Consider the following 22,740-nt stretch of genomic DNA (forward strand, 5'->3'; position numbering starts at 1 on the left):
CCCCGGCGCACGATGCGTAGGAGCCGCTGCCCTTCCTCATCGGTCAACCGCCGTGCCCGTACCAGCTGTGCCATCACGGATCACCCCCAGGAACCGGTCAACGTCCCCCATCCCTGACGGTGTGCCCGCAACCACCCCACCAGCACCTGACCACGACCGGAAACGTTCATGGCCAGCGCACTAGACCTTGAAGCGGCGCGTCAGGACGAGAATAAGACTGCCGTTCCGGGGAATTCTTTGACCATCATTTAGGCGAACCCTGATCTCGGCATCATTCGACCCCAGGGCGCTCGCCAATTCCATTGCGTAGATCTCCTGCTCGGGCTCGTATAAAATTGTCGTGTACGCAAATACTACTTGCTCATGGTAAACTCCGGTGCTTCGCACGACGAAGCCATTCGACCGAACCACAGGTTCCGCATGGGCCGACAGGTCCTGCATCATAGAGTTGTTAAGAATTGTCACCACAGGACGGCCGATCGACGTCTGTTCGATGGGTGCCCGGGGTGTCTCCGTGAGGGGAGGAAGTGGCGTCGTAGCGTTTGTCGAGGTGGAGGGACTCGGAGTGACGGTACTCGGGATGGTGCGAGTTTCGGCCTGAGCACCGGACGGCGCACCTTCGGACCCCTGGCCATCTCCGACAAAGATGACCAGGGAAACAACCGCCGCTGCGAGCAACACAAGCGGTGCGAGCAGTGCCAGCAGCGAGTGAACCCGGCGGCGGACCGGCAGTCGGGGCGGCGCCAGCGCCTCCGGTTCCTGCGGTTCACCGGTTTTTCGGGGAGTCTCTTCGGATAGCTCGGGCAGCCGCGGCGCAACGACGGTCGACGACTCCCCACCTGGTGCTTCATCGGCGGCGATTTCGTAGGCCGGGACGCCCCCGGCAAGATCAGGCGACCGGATTACCGTCGGGTCCACAGAATTCGCCGACGACTCCCCCACCACAGGGCGCGTGGCTGCGTCAGTCACATCCTGCGGCACCCTCACCTCCTGCGGCACCGTCAGATCCCGCAGCACGGCGGAGTGACGGGGCACGAGTGACGGCGGATCGGTGAGCCGGGGCAGCGCGTCCTGCCCGGCCAGCTCGTCGACGAGCGCGGCCAGCGAATCGGCGGCGACCCTGGCGGAGGGGCGGCGGGCCGGATCGGCCGCGACCAGGTCGGCTATCATCGCCCACAGGGCGTCGGAGATGCCGTCCGGGCGGCCCGGTGACCGCTCGGCCGCCGCCCAGATCGCCGCGTGGGTGGGCAGATGCGCGAACGGAGTCAGCCCGACGAGCAACTCGTAGAGCATGATCCCGGCAGAGAACACGTCCACCGCCGGGCTGACCGAGCCCTGCTCGACCAGCTCGGGCGCCATGTACCGCGGCGTGCCGATAGAGGTTCCGGTGATGCTGGTTGTTCCGTCAATGATCCGGGCAATGCTGAAGTCGGTCACCATGGCCCGGCGAGAACCGTCCGAGGCGGCCGCCAGCAGGATGTTCGCCGGTTTCAGGTCACGGTGGACGATGCTCTGCGGCATCTCGTGTCCAACCGCGACACCGGTCAGGACCTCGGCCACCAGTCTGGCCGCCTCGGCCGCCGGAAGCGTTCCACGAGCCTGCAGCTCCTTTTGCAGATCGGGACCGTCGACGTAATCCATCACGATCCCGAGCCGGCCGCCCTCGGCTACCAGGTCATGAACTCCCACCACGTGGGGTGACCGCATCTGGCACAGGGCGGCGTGCTCGAGGAGGAAACGCGCAACAAGTGCCCGGTCCTCGGCGAGCTCCCTGCGTAGCAGCTTGACGGCAAGCACACGGCCGTCATTCGCATGGGCGCGCCAGACCTCGCCCATGGCTCCACGACCCACCGGTTCATCGAGGGTGTAGAGACTGCCGAAACGTCGGCTCACCGACCGCCGACCCCCCTCCGACACGCCAGCCAACGAGCCCACTATCCCATTTGCGAACGCGGACCGTTCACTGGGCAGTGTTGGCACGCTCGACGAGCGCGTGGTCGCGTTGCCCAGCGAAGCCACGCCCGAGCCCAGACGCATCCTTCGTGCGACCTGACCTGCCCCCCGGGGCCACTTCGATCACAAGATCAGGGAAGGATCCAGTTTTCAGGAGTCGGCGACACCCCTTCGCGCTGGCACCGCCGAAGGCTGCACCGCTCGGGGCGGTTCAGTATGGACGCGCGAACTTTAGTCTACTTCGCAACCGCGTGCTGATCGGTTAACTTGGGAGTGAACCGGCACCTGATTGTCAAAATAGTCGAAGATCTAGCAGGCCATGAGGCCATCGCGCATCACCTCAACACGCAGGCCGAAGTCTCGAAGGTCCCGTCCGAGGGCGTCAGCCGACGCTTTATCGAAGTCGCTCTGGAACCGCACGGACAGAAATATAGTGGAGCCTTCGACGGTCCTGGAAAAGCACATACGTGATCCGTAAAGCAGAGGTTGTCCGGGTTCGGCATTGGGATTTCTGACGAACTCCAGCTTCCAGCCGGCTGCGGGGACAGCGCGACTGTAGAATCCCACCACCTCATTGACTGTGCTTGCGGGACCGTATACGCTCCGCGTATACGGCGCCGGAGCTGTCGCCGCAGCCGGAATTCTGTTCTTGAAGAGTTGCGCCATCAGGATGAAGCTCGAGCACAGCAAGGTCGTTCAACTTTCCGGGAAGGCGTCCGTTTCGATCCGTGCATCCCGGCTCCGGAGATGAAGCGAGGAGCTCTGAGTAGCCGGCCGTTACGAAGGTGCCTACCAGCACACAGAAGATAATCAGAGCTGATCTCGTTCGTGTGTAACCTCTGTTCGTCACGAACATAAGTATAGGCGGTGTTTGTGTTCGGACTGGTATGGCGGGGCAGTTTTGTGAGGTTCGGGCCGTCGGCATGGTCGGTTTCGAGGCGGCTGTTCTTCCTGGCCGGGGTCCTTGTCAAGGAATCGGACGCCGCGCGAGCCTGTTGGGCTCCAAAATCCGGGTGCGGCCTGTGAGCTGTTCTTTTGCGGCCCGGGTGATCGTCTGCGGGGGTCGTCAGGCGGCGTTGCGGTATTCGTTGATCAGTCCGCCGAGGATGCGTGTGCGGCGGATGGTGGACCCCGGGGTCGGGGTGGCCACGGGTGGTGAGTCGGGTGGGTGCTGGCGGAGGGAGCGGTGGGGTCGGTGGGTGTTGAAATGCTTCGCGTAGCTGTCGAGGACGGCGGTCAGGTGCCGTTCGGAGACGATCAGCAGCCTGTCGGTGCATTCCCTGCGGGCGGTGCCGACCCAGCGTTCCGCGATCGCGTTCGCTTGGGGTGACTGTGGTGGTGTGCGCACCACGTCGATACCGGCTCCGGTAAAGACTGCATCGAAGGAAGCCGTGAATTTCGTGTCGCGGTCACGGATGAGGAGCCGGAACCGGTGGCCACGTTCCTCGAGGTTCATCAGCAGGTTCCGTGCACGTTGGGTGACCCAGGCCGCGGTTGGATGCTTGGTGACCCCGAGGACGTGGACACGGCGGGTGGCGTGTTCGACGATGAAGAACACGTAGATCCGTTGTAGGAATACGGTGTCCACGGTGAAGAAGTCGCAGGCGAGGATGCCGGAGGCCTGCGCGCGTAGGAACGTGCGCCAGGAGGTGTCAGCCCGTCGGGGCGTGGGGTCGACGCCGGCGCGGTGCGGGATCCGCCAGATGGTGGCGACTCCGACCGGGTAGCCCAGCCCGAGGAGTTCTCCCTGGATGCGGCGGTGGCCCCAGGTCGGGTTCTCCCGTGCGAGGCGCAGGACCAGTTCGCGGATCTCCCGGCGGACCGGCGGCCGCCCGGGCGACTTCCGCGGATAGGTCCATTTCCGTGCGAGGAGGTCACGGTGCCAGCGCAACACGGTGGCCGGGGTGACGAAGAAGCTGTCCCAGCGGGCCCGGGGTAGCAGCCGGGGCAGGGCTGCGAGGATCACTCGATCCTTTGGTTCCAGCGCCGGCCGGTGAACCTGCCGTCGCAACACCGCCACCTGATGTCGCAGGACGAGGAGCTCGACGTCCTTCGCGGTGTCGCCGCGGACTCGGAGCAGCATCAGTCCGAGAGTGTTGCGTGTCAGGGTGTAGAGCAGGGACCACACCATGACCATCCAGCCTGCCCGACACAGGCCCAGTCCGGCAGGCAAATACGCAGGTCACCGCCCAAACCGGGGTTCTGGAGCCCCACAGGCAACTCGGCGGTGTATGTGAAACTCATGGAGGCGCGGGGTTCCTTCGGAGTTGCTCTTTGGTCGGAACAACTTCCTATCGGAGCCCCGCGCCTTCGTCGTCGTAGCCCCCGGGGACACTCACACCGCGCAATAGTCACTTAACGTCACGGATCGTTGCCGGGAATGGCTCATTGAACCCGTTGCATCGCGGGCACGTCATGCGTGACAGCGAGATGGTCCTCGACCAGGTCGACGGTGACGCGGGAGCCGTCGGTGACGTCGCCGGCGACCAGTGCCCGGCCGATCCGGGTCTCGACCTCGCGTTGGATGAACCGCCGCAGCGGCCTGGCGCCGAAGACCGGGTCGAACCCCTCGCGGGCGATGAACAACCGGGCCGGCTCGGTGATCTCCAGGGTGATCTGGCGGTCCGCGAGCCGCCGGCGCAGGTCCTCCACCAGCAGGTCGACGACCTGTTCGATCTCGGCCAGGGTGAGCGGCTTGAACAGGACGATCTCATCGAGCCGGTTGAGGAACTCGGGGCGGAATCGTTCCCTCAGGTCGGCCATCACCCGGGCCCGCGCCTCGGGTTCGATCTCGCCGTCGGGCGTCACCGCGTCCATCAGCCACTGCGAGCCGATGTTCGACGTCATGATGATCACTGTGTTGGTGAAGCTGACGGTTCGGCCCCGTGCGTCGGTCAGCCGGCCGTCGTCCAGGACCTGCAGGAGCGTGTTGAAGACATCGGGATGGGCCTTCTCGATCTCGTCGAAGAGGACCACGGAGTACGGCTTGCGGCGCACCGCCTCGGTGAGCTGCCCGCCCTCCTCGTAGCCGATGTAGCCGGGAGGAGAGCCGATCAGCCGGCTGACCGTGTGGCGCTCCTGGTACTCGCTCATGTCGATGCGGATCATCGCCTCCTCGGAGTCGAACAGCGCCTCGGAGAGCGTGCGCGCGAGCTCGGTCTTCCCGACGCCGGTCGGTCCCAGGAAGATAAACGACCCGACCGGGCGCCGGGGGTCCTTGATACCGGAGCGCGCGCGGATGACGGCGTCCGCCACCAGACTGACGGCCTCGTCCTGGCCGACCACCCGCTGATGCAGGATGTCGTCAAGGCGCAGCAGCTTCTCGCGCTCGCCCTCGACGAGCCGGGTGACGGGGATGCCGGTCCAGCGGGAGACGATGTCGGCGATCTCCTCCTCGGTCACCAGTTCGCGCAGCAGCGGTTGCCCGTGCTGGCGGCCGGCCAGACGTTCCTCCTCGGCGGCCAGCCGGCGTTCCAGTTCCGGGAGTTGGCCGTGGCGCAGCTCGGCGGCCGTGTTGAGGTCGTAGGCACGCTCGGCTTCGTCCGCGTGCCGGCGGACATGCTCGATCTCCTCGCGCAGCTCCTGGACCTTGCGGATGGCCTGCCGTTCTGACTCCCACTGTGCGCGCATGGCGTCCGCCTCCGCCCGCAGGTCGGCGAGCTCCTTGCGGAGCTGGTCGAGCCGGGCGACGCTGGCCGGGTCGCTCTCCTTCGCCAGCGCGGCCTCCTCGATCTCCAGCCGGGTGACCTTACGGGTGATCTCGTCGAGCGCGGTGGGCATCGAGTCGATGTCGGTGCGGAGCATGGCGCATGCCTCGTCGACGAGGTCGATCGCCTTGTCGGGCAGGAACCGGTCGGAGATGTAGCGGTGCGACAGCACCGCCGCCGCGACCAGCGCACCGTCCTGGATCCGCACGCCGTGGAAGATCTCAAACCGCTCGCGCAGTCCGCGCAGGATCGAGATCGTATCCTCCACCGTCGGTTCGTCGACCAGCACCGGCTGGAAGCGGCGTTCGAACGCGGCGTCGGATTCGATGTGCTTGCGGTACTCCTCGACGGTGGTGGCGCCGATGAGGTGCAGTTCGCCGCGGGCGAGCATCGGCTTGAGTATGTTCCCGGCGTCCATCGACCCCTCGGCCGCGCCGGCGCCCACGACGGTGTGCAGCTCGTCGACGAACAGCAGGATCCGGCCTTCGGCCGCCTTGACCTCGCTCAGAACCGCCTTGAGCCGCTCCTCGAACTCGCCCCGGTACTTGGCTCCGGCGACCAGCGCCGCCAGGTCGAGCTGGAACACCGTCCGGTTGCGTAGTCCCTCAGGTATGTCGCCCCGGTGGATGCGCTGGGCGAGGCCCTCGACGATCGCCGTCTTGCCGACCCCCGGGTCGCCGAGCAGCACCGGGTTGTTCTTCGTCTTGCGGGAGAGGATCTGCACGACCCGGCGGATCTCGGAATCGCGGCCGATGACCGGGTCGAGCCGGTCGTCGCGGGCTTCCGCGACCAGGTCGCGGCCGTACTTCTCCAGCGCCTCGTAGGTGGCCTCGGGGTTCGCCGACGTCACCCGCTGGTTCCCGCGGACCTCGGTCAGCGCGGTGAGCAGCTTCTCCCTGGTGAGGCCGTTATGGGCGAGGATCCGGCCGGCGGCGCTGGACTGTCCCTCGTCGACGAGGGCGAGGAGGAGGTGCTCGACCGACACGTACTCGTCCTTGAGTCGACCGGCCTCCCTGCTGGCGGCGTCCAGCAGGCGGGACAGCCGCTGGGTCACATACACCTCGCCGGGTCGCGCGCCGGGTCCGGACACCTTGGGTCGGCGCCGCAGTTCGTTCTCGACCGCTTCGGCGATGGCGGCCGGATCCCCGCCCGAGGCGATCAGCAGGCGGCGCGCCAGTCCCTCGGGCGGTTCGAGTAGCGCGGCCAGCAGGTGTTCGCCGTCCACCTCGACATGGCCGAGGCGCACCGCTCGTGCCTGCGCGGCGTCAAGAGCCTCGCGGGACTTCTCGGTCAGCTTGTTCATGTCCATGGATGCACCTCGCCTCGGGCGGGTCGGGCACGGAGGAGCCGTTCGAGTTCGTCGATCCGGTCGAGCAGGTCGAGCACGACCCCGGTCGCCGTGTAGGTGATGCCGAGGTCGCGGCGCAGCCGTTCGATACGGCCGGCGCGTGCCACCGCCGTCGCCGCGAGTGTGTAGTGGCCGGCGGGGTCGATCTCCGCGTCGAGGAGACCCAGCGTCACCAGCCGGCGGACGAGTTCGGGATGCAGGTGCGCCGCGACACAGAACGCGTCCAGGTCGAGGCCCTGGGTACGGGCGCTGGCGCGCACGAGCAGCGTCGTCATGACCTCTCCGTAAGTTGTTAGGCGGCCCGGGAGGACCGGATGTGGCTGATGGCTTCTTGCCCTTGGTGGCTTCCAAGGAGTGGCCGTCCGGTTCTCCGGGGCACCCTGGCCGCTGATTGAGATGCGCGTTCCGGTCGCTGTTTACGGAGATGACGGCGGGGTGTTCCTCGGGCCGCAGGCATGCTGGCGGCACTGAGGAGTGATGCGTGGGCGACACACGTGCCCGGGTCTGGGTCGGTATCGATGTCGGCAAGGCCCATCACTGGGCGAGCGCGGTCGACGACACCGGCGCTCAGGTCTGGTCGAAGAAGATCGACAACGACGAGACGGTGATCCTCACCGCGATCGGTGAGGCTCTTCAGCTGGCAGAACAGGCGTCGTGGGCGGTCGACATCTCCGGGGCGACGTCCGCACTGCTGCTCGCGCTGCTCGCCGCGCACGGCCAGCAGGCCGTCTATGTCCCGGGCCGGACGGTCAACCGGATGGCCGGGGCCTACCGGGGCGAGGGCAAGACCGACGCACGGGACGCGTTCGTCATCGCCGAGACCGCCCGCCAACGCCGTGACCTGGCCGCCGTCGACGTGCCCGCGCAGCTGGCCGCGGACCTGACGTTGCTGACCGGACACCGCACCGACCTGGTCGCCGATCGGGTCCGCCTCGTCAACCGGCTCCGTGACATGCTCACCGGGATCTTCCCCGCGCTGGAACGGGCCTTCGACTACTCCAACCACAAGGGCGCGCTGGTCCTGCTGACCGGCTACCAGACCCCCGGCGCGCTGCGCGGCCGCGGCCGGGCCCGGCTGACCGCCTGGCTGACCCGCCGCGGCGTACGCGGCGCCGACACCGTCGCCGCCACCGCCCTGGAAGCGGCCCAGGCCCAGCAGACCGCGCTGCCCGGCGAGAAGGTCGCCGCCCAGATCGTCGCTGATCTCGCCGCTCAGATCCTCGCGCTCGACGACCGGCTCAAACACACCGACAAACAGATCGCCGAGACGTTCCGAACCCACCCCCAGGCCCAGATCATCGAGTCGCTGCCCGGGATCGGCCCGATCCTCGGTGCCGAGTTCGTCGTCGCCGTCGGCGACCTGGCCGCCTACCGGGACGCGGGCCACCTCGCCTCCGCGGCCGGCGTGGTCCCCGTCCCCCGCGACTCCGGACGGCGCACCGGCAACCTGCACCGGCCCAAGCGCTACAGCCGCCGGCTGCGCCGGGTGTTCTACCTGTCCGCGCAGACCAGCATCATCCGCGACGGACCAAACCGGGACTTCTACCGCAAGAAACGCGGCGAGGGCCTCAAGCACGTCCAGGCCGTGATCGCCCTCGCGCGTCGACGCGTCGACGTCCTGTGGGCACTCCTGCGCGACAAAAGGATCTTCACCGCCACCCCACCCGCCGCGCAGGGCACTTGACTCAGTCATTGAGACTCCCTGGGGTTGAAGGACGAGACCTCGGCGAGCTCGCGGAACAGCTCCGTCTCCCGCGGAGTGGGGTTGGTCGGGACCATGATTCGGGCGTGCGCGTAGAGGTCGCCGGCGCGGTCACCGCGCCTCGAACCACGCGCCGGGCGGGGCAGGCCCCTGCCGCGCAGGCGGAGCTTGCGGCCGGTGGAGGTGCCGGGCGGGACGGTGACGGTCACCTGCTCGCCGTCCGGGGTGGTGATGGCGACCTTCGTGCCGAGCACGCCCTCCCACGGCACGAGGGGCAGATCGGTGTGCACGTCCCGGCCTTCAACCCGGAATCGGGGGTCGGGCGCGAGGCGAACCACGAGGTAGAGGTCGCCCGGATCCCCGCCGTCCCGGCCGCGCCCGCCCTGGCCCGCGAGCCGCAGCCGCTGCCCGTGGGTCACTCCGGGCGGGATGGTGACCTGGACCTCGCGGGGCCCGGCCGGGCCCGCCAGGGTGACACTGCGCCGACCGCCTCGGTAGGCCTCGGCGAGGGTGACCTCGATCTCGGCTTCCTGGTCGGCGCCGGACACCGGTCCCGCCCGGCCTCGGCCGCGGAAAAATCCGCCGCCCGTACCGCCGAACAGGTCCTCGAAGTCGAAACCCTCGAACCCCTCGAACCGGAAGCCCGGACCGCCACCGGCGCCGGCACGCGCCCCGGCACCCGCGCCTGCGCCCGCCCATCGTTCGGCGCCTTCGGGCATCCGGCGGAAATCCCGGCCGAACCGGTCGTAGCGCGCCCGGGTGTCGGGATCGGAGAGCACGTCATACGCCTCCGACAGGTCCTTGAACCGCTCCTCGGCCCCAGGATCGGAGTTGATGTCGGGGTGGTACTGGCGGGCGAGTTTCCGGTACGCCCGCTGGATCGCGTCGGCGTCGGCGTTCCGGGGGACCCCGAGGATCTCGTAGAAGTCCTCGCTGGCCCGATCCGTGGTCCGGCCGCTGCTCATGTCACGATGCTTCCGGCTCGGTATCCGGTCCTGGTCCCTTTCCTGGTTCTGACCCGGTATCCCGCCTCGGCCCGTTGTCCAATTTTGCTCCGCTGTTCGGTTTCGGTCCGGCGCTCACGGCCACGGACGCGGGGCGCAGTACGCGGCCGTCGGCCTGGTATCCCGGCCGGAGCACCTCGACAACGGTGCCCGCCGGGGGCGGACGGGACGTTGAGCCGCTGTCGACGACGGCGCCGACCTCGTGACGGGTCGGGTCGAAGGCGCCGGTCTCGTCGTCAAGCCGAGTGACCCCGGAGTTCCGCAGCGCTTCCAGAGCGAGCTGGCGTACCCCGCGTACCCCGTCGACGAGCGAGTCGGGGTCGGCGTCCGCGTGCGAGAGGGCGAGCTCGAGATGATCCAGCACCGGCACCCACGCGAGGACCACGCGATCCCGCTCGGCTGCCTTCGCGGCGCCGATCTCGCGTCCGGTCCGCCGACGGTAGTTGTCGAAGTCGGCGAGAGTCCGCAGGTGGCTGGCCTGGCACCGCTCGAGTTCCGCGGCGAGATCGGGTGCCGGAGCGGTCTCGGGCCGCTCGGCATCCGATCGGTTCTCACCCATCGTCACGCGTGGTGAAGTCGGCGTCGATGACGTCGTCCCCACCGGCCGCGGCCTCGCCCGGTCCACCTGCTCCAGCTCCGCCTGCTCCGGCTCCGCCGCTGGCCGCGGAGGCCGCCTCGCGCTGCGCGGCGGCGGGAAGGCCGTAGAGGACCTGCTGGAGATCGTTGATGAGCGGCCGGACGCGATCCACATCGGCGTGCTCCTCCAGCGCGCGGCGGGCGTCGGCGACAAGCTGTTCGGCGCGGGCCTTCTCGTGCACGGGGACCTGGTCGCCGAGCTCGGTCAGCCGCTGCTCGACCTGGTAGGCGATCGTGTCGAGCTGATTGCGGGCGTCGGCGTTCTCCCGCAGCCGGGCGTCCTCGGCCCGGTTCTGCTCGGCGTCGGCGACCATCCGCTGGATCTCATCCGGCGGCAGGTTGGTGTTGTCGGAGATGGTGATCTGCTGCTGCGCGCCGGTGTCCTTGTCCTTCGCGGTGACGTTGAGGATGCCGTTGGCGTCGATGTCGTAGGTGACGTCGACCTGGGCCTGGCCGCGGGGCGCGGGGCGGATGCCCTCGAGGCGGAAGCGGCCCAGCGTCCGGTTGTCGGCGGCCATCTCGCGTTCGCCCTGCAGGACGACGATGTCGACGGCCGACTGGTTGTCCTCGGCGGTGGAGAACGTCTCGCTGCGCCGCGCGGGGATGGTGGTGTTGCGTTCGATGACCTTGGTGCTGACGCCGCCGAGGGTCTCGACGCCGAGGGAGAGCGGGGTGACGTCGAGGAGCAGGACGTCGGAGACTTCGCCCTTGAGGACCGCGGCCTGGATGGCGGCGCCGACGGCGACGACCTCGTCCGGGTTGACGGTCATGTTCGGGTCCTTGCCGGCGGTGAGTCGCCGGACCATGGCCTGTACGGCCGGCATCCGGGTCGCCCCGCCGACGAGGATCACCTCGTCGATGTCGTTCTCCGAGATCTTCGCGTCCGCCATCGCCTGCCGCAGCGGCGGCATGCACCGTTCGAGCAGATCGGCCGTGATCTTCACGAACAGGGAGCGGGTGACCGCCGTGTTCAGATGCTTCGGGCCGTTCGCGTCGGCGGTGATGAACGGCAGGTTGACCTGGGTCTGGGAGACAGACGAAAGCTCGACCTTTGCCTTCTCGGCGGCTTCGAAGAGCCGCTGCAGTGCCTGCGGATCGTTGCGCAGGTCGATGCCGGCCTGGTTCTTGAACTCGTCGGCGAGGAAGTCGACGAGGCGGCGGTCCCAGTCGTTGCCGCCGAGATGGGTGTCGCCGGCGGTCGCGCGCACCTCGACGATGCCGTCGCCCACATCCAGGATCGAGACGTCGAAGGTGCCGCCGCCCAGGTCGAAGACCAGCACCGCCTCGTGCGACCTCTTGTCCATCCCGTAGGCCAGCGCCGCGGCGGTGGGCTCGTTGATGATGCGCAGTACTTCCAGTCCGGCGATCCGGCCGGCGTCCTTGGTCGACTGCCGTTGCGCGTCGTTGAAGTACGCCGGCACGGTGATTACGGCTTCGGTGACCTTTTCGCCGAGGAACTTGGCGGCGTCGTCGGCCAGTTTCCGGAGCACCATCGCCGAGATCTCCTCGGGGGCGTACTCGCGCCCGCGAACCACGATCCGTACTGCGTCTTCCTTCCCAGCGGTGATGTCGTACGTGACTGTCTTCAGCTCGCTCGTGACCTCGCTGTACCGGCGGCCGATGAACCGCTTGACCGCGGTGATCGTGCCTTTTGGATTGAGAATCGCCTGGCGGCGGGCGAGTTCACCCACTAGCCGCTCGCCGCTCTCCGTGAAAGCCACGACCGAAGGCATCGTGCGCGAGCCCTCAATATTGGGGATAACTGTCGGCTGGCCGCCCTCGACGACGGCGATGACCGAGTTGGTGGTCCCCAGATCTATTCCTACTGCCTTTCCCACGATGACCTCCCGGTGGGAGCCTTCTGGTGGAAGTGGCGGGGCCCCGGCAGACCTCACGACCACGGTAGGACCGGCCGGACGAAAACCGCAACACGCTGTTACACGGCGAACCAGAGCGAGACGGCGGACCAGAGGCCGACACGTCCACACGATGTGCCACCGCGCGTACCGGCCGGCCGGGCCGGCGGATGATCGATGTCAGGTCCGGCCGCTCCCGGCGGACGAGAGCCGGCCGAACTCGGTCTCCGCCAGGAGCCGGGCCGCCTCGTCCGCCACGTCGGCATCGACGAGCAGGTCGTAGCGATCGGCACTCAGCGCCGACACGGAGACGAAATCCCGCCGGCCCCGGCTGAACGCATACATCAGCAGACCCATCAGAGCACCGAGGATTACGCCGAAGATGGCTCCGTAGAGCGCGAGCAGCACCGCTGCCTGAACAGGATTGATCCAGTGGAACAGACCGAAGATCCAGCCGATCAGCGCGCCCGTGACGGCACCGGCGAGCGCCGACCGGCCAGCCACCGAGGCCCAGGTCAGCCGACCCGTGACCTTCTCGACCGTGTGCAGGTCGCGGCCGACGATGGCGGTCTTCTCCACCGGGAAGTCAAGGTCGGCAAGTCGATCGACGGCCCGTTCGGCATCGGCGTAGGTACTGAAGATGGCGACCACTTTCTGCGACCCGACCGTGCGGCCGGTCCCGTCCGCACGGTCCGTCCCCCGCTCACTCCGAGCATCATCGACGCGCGGGTCACCGCGGTGGAGAACCCCAGCTCCAGGAGCACCGGCTCCAAGGTCATTCGATCGGGAGCCGCGGGCACTGCCCTCATCTGTCCCGAAATCGCTATCACCATGTGACATATCGATCGCCCCCACCCGACGTGGGTCGTGGTTGCGCCACCGCGCAGGGCATCCAAGGTATTTCCCCGAACGACGCGGTCGTTTTTACAGACTGCCCGCGTGCCGAAAACCCAACCGAGTACGCCCGAGATCTCCGGGGGCCGCGAGAACCGACTCGTGCTGGCGGCCGCGGCAGCCAGCACGAACATCCACGGTGTCTACGTTTGCCGGCGAAGCGGGCGCGGACGACGATTGGAGTGCACGCCAGAAACCATGAGCAACAGCCCTGGGGGTGGATCATGAACCTGCCAACACGCGCGGGCACCGACCGTCCGGTGCCGACGACTCGCTGGGACCCGTTCCGCGAGATCGAGGACGCCTGGACCCGGATGGGCAGCCTTCTCGGCGATGTCGTCGGCGGGGAGCACCGGCCCTACGGGGTCCTCGCCGCGATGGTGCCGGCGGTGGACGTCGAGGAGACCGACGACGCGTTCCTGGTCGAACTCGAACTGCCCGGCGTCGACCCCAAGGACGTCTCGATCGATCTGAAGGAGAACGAGCTGTTCGTCACCGGCGAGATCAAGGAGCGGGAACGCCGCGGCAAGCTGCGCCGGCAGACCCGTCGGCTCGGCCACTTCGAGCACCAGATCACGCTGCCCGGAGACGTCGACCCCGAATCGGTGACGGCGAGCCTGGACAACGGTGTGCTGACCGTCCGGCTGGCGAAGGCCCGCAGCAGCCAGCCCCGCCACATCGAGATCTCCGGACCCACGGCGACGCAGAGCGGCCGGACGATCGATGACACCTCGGGCCAGTACACCGACGCCACCACCAGGTCGTCCGAAGCCGAGTCATCGTCGTCCGAAGCCGGAGCGTCCAGCGCGCAGACATCCGGCGCGGGATCGTCCAACGGCTGACCCGATTGACGTGACATGACCGCGCTGACCCGATCGCGCTGACCCGACCACGCCTTCCCTTCCTCCAGCGCCTTCCCCCAGGTGTTCAAAGGAGGAGGTCGAAGATGCGGCTGACGCGCTCCCATTCGTTGGGCCCGGGATTCTTGATCTTCGGTTCGATGATCCTGAAGGCTCTGGCGAGTGCGAGGCTTAGTCCGCCGACGATGAGGGGAAGGCGGGCCGCGGTGTCGTCGCTCAGGGCAAGGTCCAGCGGGGGGCGAGCCGCGATCTGTTCCAGGATGGGACGCAGCTCGATCTCCTCGTCGAGATCCCGGAAACGGTGCATGCTCTCCTGGAGGCCTTTGGTGATGGGCAGGTCCCAGGGCGCTATCACATCTCGGACGTTCGCCTTCGCGGTCGCCTGCGCCATGAGCAGCAGATCGAAGACCTTGTCGTTGACGAAATCGCCGTAACGCTTCACGTCGTTCTTGTCTATGTCCAGACCCGCGGCGGTCCGGAAGAATCGCTCGAACCTGGTCACGCCCATAACCGGCATGGTGATCCTCCCTCGGCTGGTCGCGCACGCGCCACTATCCGGCGCGTACGACGTCAAGCATTCCATGCAGGTGGGCGGCGGCCTGTTCAACGTCGAAATGCTTGTACTGCCCGGCTCTCGACTCGGCCGACAGGACCCCGCCCCGGTGCACGTTCTCGAAGTCTCCGTAGGGGAACTTGTACCGCGTCTTCCGGTCCTCGCCGATCTCGTCGTCGATCCCCAGGTACCACTTCTGGTACTCACCGAGGCCGTGCTCCTCGATGAACCTGTTCTCCTGCTGAGCTGACGGCTGATGCTCACTCCAGTCGTCCCGCTCGTCCAGAACGACCTTCCTGTCCTCGATCAGCTTCCGGGCATGGTCATAGGCCTTTCTGTTCAGTTTCACCGCCATGATCTCTCCCGATCCTCGTTGCTTCGTTTCCACCCAGGTCCACTCTGCCCACGTCCACATAGCCAGAGTGAAACGGGTGGGCCGGTTCCGCAAGAGATCATTTCTTCGAGCTCACATAAACGCTATCTCAGCCATATAACCGCATGCTCCCATTCCTCCGCGCGGGGCCGCGGGAGCCCGGGAAGCCCGCGGGGAGATAGCCGCGGACCGGCGATGTGGTTTCTGTTGGCCGCGATGGGGAATCACGCCACCCTTGGCCGCCGAACAGGCAGGATACAAGGTCATGTCGAACAACCGCGTGTTCCGTGACCGCCGGGATGCCGGCAGATTCCTGGCGGGACTTCTCGGCCAGTACCGATGCCGTCCTGACGTGCTGGTGTTGGGGCTGGCGCGGGGTGGGGTGCCGGTCGCCTACGAGGTTGCGAAGGATCTCGGCGCGCCACTCGACGTCTTCGTCGTCCGCAAGCTGGGGGTGCCGGACCAGGAGGAACTGGCGATGGGCACGATCGCCAGCGGCGGGGTGCTGGTTCTCAACGACCACATGATCCGCGGCATGAGCCTCTCCTCCGAGGTCATCCAGCGGGTGGCGGAGGCCGAAGGCCGTGAGTTGCTGCACCGAGAGCAGATGTTCCGGGACGGAAGACCGGCGATGGACGTCTCGGCGCGGACCGTGATCGTGGTCGACGAGAACCACCGGAAACCTTTCCGCTCGCAGCATGACAGGCCACTTCGAGGAGTCGTATGTCTGAGCGGCGCTCGACCACCGACCAGGACCTTCGGCGGGAGCACGGCGCAACGGACGGGGAGGGACCGGCCGCCGCATCCACGCTGACCTCCGAACGCAGGGACGCGTCCGACCTGACAGAGACTCCTGATCTGACTGAGACACCCGACCTGTACGGGGCGTATCCCAGGCTGTCCGACGATCAGATCGCGACCCTGGCCGCCCGTGGGGAACGGCGCCAGGTCCGAGCGGGCGAGGTGCTGGTCCGGGAGGGCGAACGGACCGAGGAGTTCCTGGTCATCCTGCGCGGCAAGGTACTCGTGATCACCGGGTGCGGCACCGACGAGGAACGGGTGGTCCGGGTGCACGGACCCAGTCGTTACCTCGGTGAGCTGGGTCTGCTGGAGGGTCAGGTCTCCTTCTTCACCGCGGTCGCCGGCGAGGACGGCGAGATGCTCGCGGTGCCGCTGGACGTCCTGCGGGACGTGATAAACCGCGACGCCGCCCTCGGCGACGAGATCGTGCGGACCTGCTTCCAGCGCCGGTCGATGCTGATCGGTCTGGGGGCCGGGTTCCGGATCATCGGCTCCCGCTACAGCCCGGACAGCCGGCGGCTGCGGGAGTTCGCCGCGCGCAACCGGCTGCCGCACCGGTTCGTGGACCTGGAACAGGACCGCGAGACGGAGAAGGTGCTGCGCGCCATCGGCCTGAAGCCCCAGGACACCCCGGTGGTGATCTGGCGGGACACCCTGGTGCTGCACAATCCGAGCAACACCGAGCTGGCCCAGGCCATCGGCCTGCCAGTGGCGCGAGCGGACACGTCGGTCCGGGACGTGCTGGTCGTCGGGGCCGGTCCCGCCGGGCTCGCGGCGGCTGTCTACGCCGCCTCGGACGGGATGGCCACCACCGCGCTCGATGCCGTCGCCACCGGCGGGCAGGCAGGCACATCGTCCCGGATCGAGAACTACCTCGGCTTCCCCGCGGGGATCTCCGGGGCGGAACTCGCCGACCGGGCGGCCATCCAGGCGCACAAGTTCGGCGCCGAGATCAACGTGCCGGCCGAGGCGGTGGCGCTGGTACCGGACGGTGACCTGTACGTGGTCCGGTGCGACACCGGCAGCTCTCACCCCGAGATCGTCAGCCGGACTGTGGTGATCGCCACCGGCGCGCGGTACCGCCGGCTGGACGTGCCCGGCATCGGGAAGTTCGAGGGGACGGACGTCCACTACGCCGCGACGGTGATGGAGGCCCGCCTGTGCGTCAGCCGCCCGGTCGCGGTAGTCGGCGGTGGCAACTCCGCCGGGCAGGCAACGATCTTCCTGGCCGACGTCGCGCCGGTCGTCCACCTGGTGGTCCGGGAGGACGACCTGACCGGGAATATGTCCCGGTACCTGGTCGACCGGATCATGCGGCATCCCCGGGTGTTCGTCGTGCCACACACAGAGGTCCAGGAGGTCCAGGGAGACGACTCGCTGCGAGCTCTCGTCCTGCGCGACAAGCACACCGGTGAACAGCGCACGGTCCCGGCCGAGGCACTCTTCGTCTTCATCGGCGCGAAGCCCTGCACCGGGTGGCTCGCGGACACCGTCGCGCTGGACGACCGCGGTTTCGTGCTCACCGGCACGGACGCGGAAGAAGCCATGACCAGGACCACCACCGCGACCAATGCGGCAAGCAACGCCACGACCGCCGCCGCGACGACGCGGGACGGCGCGCCGCGGCGTCCCGACTGCCGTGCGCACATGCTGGAGACCAGCCAACCCGGCGTCTTCGCCGTGGGCGACGTGCGCAGCGGCACCGTCCGCCGAGTCGCCTCGGCCGTCGGCGAGGGCGCCACCGCCATCCGCATGTTGTACGCACACCTCGAGAGCACCGGCAGCCCGGCATCGGTGACCTTCAGAAGGCGGTCCAGTGTCAACAGCTCCCCCGGCCCCGACCTCGGACCGTCGTGTCCTGGTCTGTGATCCCGGCTCGTCGAGTCTTCGGCTCGTCCTGGCCGGGCCGGGGGATCCTCTCCTCGGCGGCCTCGCGCTCGAACTAAGGTTCGATGCGTGAGGGATGGTGAGCGGGAAGCTGAGGAGCCCGCGAAGCGGGCCCGGGACACGGCGAGTGCGCTGTGCCGGTACCCGGCCATGCATCGCCGAACCTGTCCGCGAGACACGGGCCGCTCACGCGGGCACTGCCTGGCGACGCGACGGTGCATCCTCCCAGGCTGGGGCCGTTCTCAATGGCCCTTGACAGCCGATGATGCGCCCCTCCTACTGGGACGAGATCGCACTGGCGAACAATCACAGGCTTCGGCTCGCTCTGGCCGCGGACGTGGGCCTGGCGCTGAGCGTGCGACCAGCAGCGGCGGACGAACCTCCGAAGATTTCTTAGGCCGCGGGGTGAGCCGGCGACACCCCCGGGCTGAGCTGCGGCGACCTCACCGTTCGACGGGCCGCGCCGGCATGAGCCTCAAAAAACGGACATGTGCAACCCAGGGGTGGTACCGATCGTCCTCGCGCACGCCCACGCCCTGCTGACCGGTACCCGGCAGGGCCGCACCACCTACCTCGACGCCGACCTGCGCGAGCCGGAGAAGATCCTCGCCTCGCCCGAGCTGGCCGAGACTCTCGACCTCGACCGGCCGCTCGTGCTCTCCCTGATCGCCGTGCTGCACTTCATCTCTGAGGCGGACGACCCGTACGGCCTGGTCCGCCTGTGGGGCTCCAGAACCCCGATTCGGCCTGTGAGCTGGTCTTTTGCGGTGACGGGATCTTCCGTGCAAGTGGTCGGGCGGTGTTGCGATATTCGTTGATCAGCCCGCCGAGGATGCGTGTGCGACAGGTGTCGGCCCCGCCGGGTGCGGGGTCGGCGGGGGCAACCGGCGGCTGGTCGAGCCGCTCGGCGTGGATCCCAGGACCGCGCAGCACTGGGTGAAGGGGTGGCCCGCTCTGTCGACACCGTGGGTGGAGGATGGTCACGGGCGATGAGCGGGAAACGCGAGGAGCGCTCAGCAGGCGGAACGATGTCTGATAGATCACGTCGGCACGGCTGCAGTGATCTACCAGACATCGTGTGACGCCCATCGGTCAGCGATGCACCGACGGGGCCGCGCTGGCACCGAGTCCGGCGCCGCCCTGGCCGACGTTTGCGCCCACTCCCGCGCTCGGAACCTGCGCGCCGACACCAGCACCGCCCGGCCCCGCACTCGCACCCACTCCTGCACTTGGCCCCACATGGACGCCAAGACCCGCACCATCCGGCCCCGCGCTCGCACCCGTACCCGCACCCGGAACCTGTGCGCCGACACCAGCACCGCCCGGCCCCGCACTTCCACTCACACCGGCGGTGGTGCCCGGTGTCGCGGCGGCGTCGGTCTCCGCCTGTAGTGCCTTCGCGCAGAAGGCGTCGACCTTGTCAGGGCTGCCGGCGGCAGTGACGAGCGCGCGCATGTTCGGGGAATCGAGAGTCGTGCGGGCGTCGGTCGCTGCGGCGGCTGTGTGGGTGTGGCACAGGCCGAGCAGTGACGCCGAGACGGACGCGCCGGCACTCGGCACGGGGATCGCCGGGATGCTCACCTCGGCGGAGGGCGAGGCCGTCGGGGACACAGCGGCGCTGCCACCCCCACCGGCGATGGGGAGTACTCCTGTGCTGGCAGCGACGGCGACGCCACCGATAGCCGTGGCCCCGGCCGCCATTGCGGCGGCCTTCACGGTCAGGAGTTTTGCGAACATCAGCTTGATCATGGGTTTTCTCCGCGGCTGGGTGACGTGGGTGAGACGCGCCTCCCGGAAAGCGGCCACGGCCGCTTCCTCACCGTCAAGTTCGCCATCGCGGGCCGGAGCGGCCACGGCGGCGAGCAGGTCGGCAAGGGGATCCGCACCGACCCCGTCGTTGACCGGGCCGCCGCGAAGCATCCGTTCTGCCTCGCCCCGGCCGATCCGACGGGGTCGGTGTGTGCTCATCTCACGTCCTTCAGCGTCGAAGCTCTCGCCGGTGTTACACCGGGCCGCGGCCCATGGTCATCGTCGCGTGCTGTCACCCCGATCATGTTCACCTGCCTCCGGTCGACCGGCTTCGGTGATCCTCTGCTCAGCGAGCTGTTCGGCGAGCCGGCGCAACCCCCGGTGCGCCGCGGTGCGGACTGCGCCGGCGCGCTTGCCCAGGACCCGCCCCGCGGTTTTCGCGTCCAGCCCCATGACTACCCGCAGGAGCACCGCCTCCGCCTGGTCCAACGGCAGACCCGCGATCAGGCGCATGGCGGCCTCGGTGGACATCGCCTCCAACGCCCCTCCGGCGGTGTCGTCGGGCGCGGCCAGTTCTGTCGTCACCATCTCAACTGGTATGTCGTCTCGCTGGCGGCGAGTGCGTCGGCGCAGGTGGTCGAGCGCGCGGTGACGCGCGATCGTGGCTGCCCAGCCACGAAACCCGTCGAAGTCCCCGCGGAACGATGCCAGGTCCCGGGCTATCTGCAGCCACGCCTCGGACGCCACATCCTCGGCGTCGTTGCCGACGAGTACCCGCAGGTACCGCAGCAGACCCGGCTGGATCAGCCGGTAGATCAACCTGAAGGCCGCCTCGTCACCGCGCTGCGCTTCGATCACTGCCGAGGAGAGATCCGGCTCCTCGATCGGCGGACTGTCGGCCCCGGCGAAGGTATGTGGAACCGGTGGCGCCGATGTCAGCGAGGCTGCCGTGCTGACAGGTGCGGATGTCGACCCCGCGGGGCCAGATGATCGTCGCGGGGTGCCACCGGTGGCGACTGCGTCTCCGCTCATCTCCGCGCTCTCGCTCACCGCGCAGATGATGCGACCCCGGTCAGAACAGGACGACAGCAGGGGCTTGCTGGTAGCAGGACGACACCGCACCGATACGGTCAGCTGCACATCTCGCCGGCTGGTACACGGTCGAGACCTGGTCGGGTGGCCCGGGGGGATCGCACCCCCGGCTCCCGCAGAACGGAGCGTGAGCCTCTCGGTTCACTCCGCTCTTCTCGTCGCACTGTTGCAGGAGGGGGGACAGCTGCGACCGGTAGAACCGGCCGTAGTAGTTCATCCAACCCGCCACGACCGCATTGATCAGCGCGGCGAGCTCGCCCAGGTCGTGTCTGGTTCGCGTGTGGATCCGCCATCGGCGGACCTGCTGGCTCATCCTCCCCAGCGCCTCAGGGCTGACCGTGGGCTGGAAGCCCACGAACATCGTCCCGTCGGCTCTCCTGGCGCCTCTGGGCCGGAAGGCGTACCCCAGGAACGTGAACGAGGTGTGCTCGTACGAGCCACGTCGCCTTCCGTCCTTGCAGTACACGATCCTGGTCTTGGTCGGGTGCAGCCGCAGCCCGACCTCCTCCATCCGGCCGGAGCTCGGAGGGCTGTGGGCGTACCGGCGGGCCAAGGCGTGGCTGGCCGCGCAGCTCACCGCGGCGTGGATCGAACCAGCGCCGGCGGAGTCCGGAGACGATTGAGGGCCCCCGGCCGGCAGTGCGCCCAGTGCCGACCGGAAGCCCTCTTGCACAAGAACCGACCTAAAGATCATCTGTTCTCAACGTCGAACCGATCCCCACTCTGCCCCGGCACACAGAACTGTCCCCCCGGACCGCACCCCTGGGGCCAAACAGGTCCAAAGTCTCCCGACCTAGGCGGGGACACGTCTTCTGGTCCGGGCGGTAGTGGGCGTGCTGTCACCGTGCCGCCAGAGGGCTGGACCCGTTGTCCTGTCACCGTGCCGCCGAACGGCTGGACTCGTTGTCCCCTCACCGTGCCGCCGAACGACTGTGCCTGAGCGAGTGCGGGTGTGAACAGGAGACTCGCGAGGGCGATGACTGACGTCAGTATCAGCTTGTAGACGGCTCTCTTCCTTTTGGTAGTCATTCTCCTCCTCATGGTTTCCGTAGGAGATTCTCTTGAGCTTGCTGAATGGCTGCTACCCGCAACAGGCGTCACGCCTTGGTGCCGGCGCGTCGATCGAACCGAACTGATCTATTCGGGTGCACTAGGCCAGTCTTGCCCACCTGCAATGCGATAAACTGGCCACCGCGCCGTCGCCCAATATCGCTCGGACCACCACCCTATTTGGGTGGTGGTCACAACCTGTGGACCCGTTTCACTCCCGCCGGTCTCGGACCTCTGGCGGCGGAGTTTGCATATCAAGATAAGACGGTAATGATCTCAGGGTAGGCGTGTCAACGTGAGACGGAAACCCGGTAGGGTGCCGGGTATACCCCGGCCTGTCTGGACGCCCCGCGACCCCGAGGACGAGCAGACGCTGGCCGCGCTGGCCGCCGCCGCGGACGCCGCCGACGCCGCGGACGAGGCACTGTGGAAGGCCGCGCGAGCGGCGCGGGCCCGCGGGGTGCCTGTGGGGTGCCAGAAGTCGGCCTGGTCCTGTGACCTGGGGCGATGCGCCAGCGCGGGGCCGGCCGCATGACGGTCAACTATGTCCGTGCGCCTGCTGTACCTGATCTTCGTTCGGCTCTGTGGCTGGCTGGTTCTACTCGGCCGCTCGTCGGCCGCCAAGGACCCTGGAACTGCTGGTGCTACGGCATGAGGTCACGGTGCTGCGCCGTACCCAGCCCAAGCCCCGGTGGGACTGGGCGGCCGGGCAGCCGGGACAGGGCTGCGAGGATCATCCGATCCTTCGGTTCCAGGGCCGGGCGGTGGACCTGTCGTCGCAGCACAGCAACCTGGTGTCGCAGGACGAGGAGCTCGACGTCCTTCGCGGTGTCCCCGCGTACCCGGAGCAGCATCAGGCCGAGAGCGTTGCGTGTCAGGGCGTAGAGCAGCGACCACACCATGACCGTCCAGCCTGCCCGACATGGGCCCAGCCTCGCAGGCAAACGCGCAGGTCACCACCCAAATCGGGATTCTGGAGCCCCACAGGCTTGCTGACACCGCGTCTGTCAGGCTTCTCTATCTACCTTCGTTCGGCGGGGATCAGGCAACGATGTCGGCGAGGCGGTCGACCTGATCGGCGTCGGGCGACCTGTGGGGTGCCAGAACTCGGCCACCGGTGGTGACCTGGGGTTTTAGGTGGCTCGTTCGTATTCGTTGATCTTGCGCCACGAGCGTGAAGGGAGACTCTGATCTTGAGATAGACAGGGATCTTCTGGAGCGGTGCTCCATGGGAGATGGAGGTATGGCCCTCCGTGGCCGCCATGCGGGGGGTGG

The 22,740-nt window shown here is 68.0% G+C and carries 18 protein-coding genes and 2 pseudogenes; 6 read left to right on the forward strand and 14 right to left on the reverse strand.

All coding sequences use genetic code 11. The features are described from left to right. Window positions 1-180: 180 nt before the first annotated feature. The 4 genes from FMEAI12_RS34785 to FMEAI12_RS34800 all read right to left on the reverse strand — a co-directional run bounded on the left by FMEAI12_RS34785 (window position 181) and on the right by FMEAI12_RS34800 (window position 7,283). Window positions 181-1,893, reverse strand: coding sequence for a serine/threonine-protein kinase (locus FMEAI12_RS34785; RefSeq protein ID WP_160144382.1), 1,713 nt, complete (start codon window positions 1,891-1,893; stop codon window positions 181-183). Window positions 1,894-3,019: 1,126 nt separating this feature from the next. Next, window positions 3,020-4,090 carry an integrase core domain-containing protein gene (locus FMEAI12_RS34790; protein WP_112109289.1) on the reverse strand — a complete coding sequence of 357 codons (1,071 nt, stop codon included), beginning with the start codon at window positions 4,088-4,090 and terminating at the stop codon, window positions 3,020-3,022. A 248-nt stretch (window positions 4,091-4,338) separates the two neighbouring features. Further along, complete coding sequence (gene clpB, locus FMEAI12_RS34795; protein WP_112109290.1) at window positions 4,339-6,969, reverse strand: ATP-dependent chaperone ClpB; 2,631 nt, start codon at window positions 6,967-6,969, stop codon at window positions 4,339-4,341. Continuing rightward, window positions 6,960-7,283: a chaperone modulator CbpM gene (locus tag FMEAI12_RS34800; protein ID WP_112109291.1), complete on the reverse strand. Its 324-nt coding sequence runs from the start codon at window positions 7,281-7,283 to the stop codon at window positions 6,960-6,962. Before FMEAI12_RS34800 ends, clpB begins: the two co-directional genes overlap by 10 nt. 206 nt (window positions 7,284-7,489) lie before the next feature. On the opposite strand from FMEAI12_RS34800, the gene FMEAI12_RS34805 reads away from it, so the two are divergent. After that, window positions 7,490-8,692 (forward strand): IS110 family transposase, encoded by a 1,203-nt coding sequence (locus FMEAI12_RS34805; protein ID WP_112109292.1) that lies wholly within the window; start codon window positions 7,490-7,492, stop codon window positions 8,690-8,692. A gap of 5 nt (window positions 8,693-8,697) precedes the next feature. On the opposite strand, the gene FMEAI12_RS34810 is transcribed toward FMEAI12_RS34805, so the two are convergent. From FMEAI12_RS34810 to FMEAI12_RS34825, 4 genes are all read right to left on the reverse strand, one after another. Then, on the reverse strand, window positions 8,698-9,675 hold the full coding sequence (locus FMEAI12_RS34810; protein WP_112109293.1) for a DnaJ C-terminal domain-containing protein: 978 nt from the start codon (window positions 9,673-9,675) through the stop codon (window positions 8,698-8,700). A gap of 1 nt (window position 9,676) precedes the next feature. Next, the gene (locus FMEAI12_RS34815; protein WP_112109294.1) at window positions 9,677-10,273 is read right to left on the reverse strand and encodes a nucleotide exchange factor GrpE; all 597 of its coding nucleotides are present in this window, start codon (window positions 10,271-10,273) and stop codon (window positions 9,677-9,679) included. Continuing rightward, window positions 10,266-12,188 carry a molecular chaperone DnaK gene (gene dnaK / locus FMEAI12_RS34820; RefSeq protein WP_112109295.1) on the reverse strand — a complete coding sequence of 641 codons (1,923 nt, stop codon included), beginning with the start codon at window positions 12,186-12,188 and terminating at the stop codon, window positions 10,266-10,268. Before dnaK ends, FMEAI12_RS34815 begins: the two co-directional genes overlap by 8 nt. A 198-nt stretch (window positions 12,189-12,386) precedes the next feature. Next, window positions 12,387-12,857, reverse strand: a complete 471-nt coding sequence (locus tag FMEAI12_RS34825; protein ID WP_112109296.1) for a general stress protein — start codon at window positions 12,855-12,857, stop codon at window positions 12,387-12,389. Between the two features lie 467 nt (window positions 12,858-13,324). Between FMEAI12_RS34825 and FMEAI12_RS34830 the strand changes: the two genes are divergently transcribed. Next, window positions 13,325-13,942, forward strand: a complete 618-nt coding sequence (locus FMEAI12_RS34830; RefSeq protein WP_112109301.1) for an Hsp20/alpha crystallin family protein — start codon at window positions 13,325-13,327, stop codon at window positions 13,940-13,942. A gap of 85 nt (window positions 13,943-14,027) precedes the next feature. Here FMEAI12_RS34830 and FMEAI12_RS34835 read toward each other — a convergent pair whose 3' ends face one another. Both FMEAI12_RS34835 and FMEAI12_RS34840 read right to left on the reverse strand, forming a co-directional pair. Next, complete coding sequence (locus tag FMEAI12_RS34835) at window positions 14,028-14,477, reverse strand: DUF1931 family protein (protein WP_112109297.1); 450 nt, start codon at window positions 14,475-14,477, stop codon at window positions 14,028-14,030. Between the two features lie 34 nt (window positions 14,478-14,511). Further along, window positions 14,512-14,868, reverse strand: coding sequence for a hypothetical protein (locus FMEAI12_RS34840; protein WP_112109298.1), 357 nt, complete (start codon window positions 14,866-14,868; stop codon window positions 14,512-14,514). 283 nt (window positions 14,869-15,151) lie between these two features. On the opposite strand from FMEAI12_RS34840, the gene FMEAI12_RS34845 reads away from it, so the two are divergent. The 3 genes and pseudogenes from FMEAI12_RS34845 to FMEAI12_RS34855 all read left to right on the forward strand — a co-directional run. Continuing rightward, window positions 15,152-15,700 (forward strand): phosphoribosyltransferase, encoded by a 549-nt coding sequence (locus FMEAI12_RS34845; protein WP_112109299.1) that lies wholly within the window; start codon window positions 15,152-15,154, stop codon window positions 15,698-15,700. Further along, complete coding sequence (locus tag FMEAI12_RS34850; protein WP_235015070.1) at window positions 15,610-17,556, forward strand: FAD-dependent oxidoreductase; 1,947 nt, start codon at window positions 15,610-15,612, stop codon at window positions 17,554-17,556. Before FMEAI12_RS34845 ends, FMEAI12_RS34850 begins: the two co-directional genes overlap by 91 nt. 527 nt (window positions 17,557-18,083) lie before the next feature. Beyond that, a pseudogene (locus FMEAI12_RS34855) lies at window positions 18,084-18,293 on the forward strand (SAM-dependent methyltransferase); the annotation flags it as partial. Between the two features lie 373 nt (window positions 18,294-18,666). On the opposite strand, the gene FMEAI12_RS34860 reads toward FMEAI12_RS34855, so the two are convergent. From FMEAI12_RS34860 to FMEAI12_RS34870, 3 genes are all read right to left on the reverse strand, one after another. Further along, on the reverse strand, window positions 18,667-19,542 hold the full coding sequence (locus FMEAI12_RS34860) for a hypothetical protein (protein WP_112109300.1): 876 nt from the start codon (window positions 19,540-19,542) through the stop codon (window positions 18,667-18,669). 57 nt (window positions 19,543-19,599) lie between these two features. Continuing rightward, complete coding sequence (locus FMEAI12_RS34865; protein WP_112109303.1) at window positions 19,600-20,208, reverse strand: RNA polymerase sigma factor; 609 nt, start codon at window positions 20,206-20,208, stop codon at window positions 19,600-19,602. A 187-nt stretch (window positions 20,209-20,395) separates the two neighbouring features. Continuing rightward, entirely contained in the window at window positions 20,396-20,926 is a 531-nt protein-coding gene (locus tag FMEAI12_RS34870; RefSeq protein WP_235015072.1) for a group II intron maturase-specific domain-containing protein, read from the reverse strand. Window positions 20,927-21,781: 855 nt separating this feature from the next. On the opposite strand from FMEAI12_RS34870, the gene FMEAI12_RS36855 reads away from it, so the two are divergent. Continuing rightward, window positions 21,782-22,000: a hypothetical protein gene (locus FMEAI12_RS36855; protein WP_160144383.1), complete on the forward strand. Its 219-nt coding sequence runs from the start codon at window positions 21,782-21,784 to the stop codon at window positions 21,998-22,000. A gap of 175 nt (window positions 22,001-22,175) precedes the next feature. Here the strand turns inward: FMEAI12_RS36855 and FMEAI12_RS34885 are convergent. Further along, a pseudogene (locus FMEAI12_RS34885) lies at window positions 22,176-22,409 on the reverse strand (integrase); the annotation flags it as partial. Window positions 22,410-22,740: the final 331 nt, after the last annotated feature.

It is taken from the genome of Parafrankia sp. Ea1.12 (genome assembly GCF_900465275.1).
In the GTDB taxonomy this organism is placed as follows: Bacteria; Actinomycetota; Actinomycetes; order Frankiales; family Frankiaceae; genus Parafrankia; species Parafrankia soli.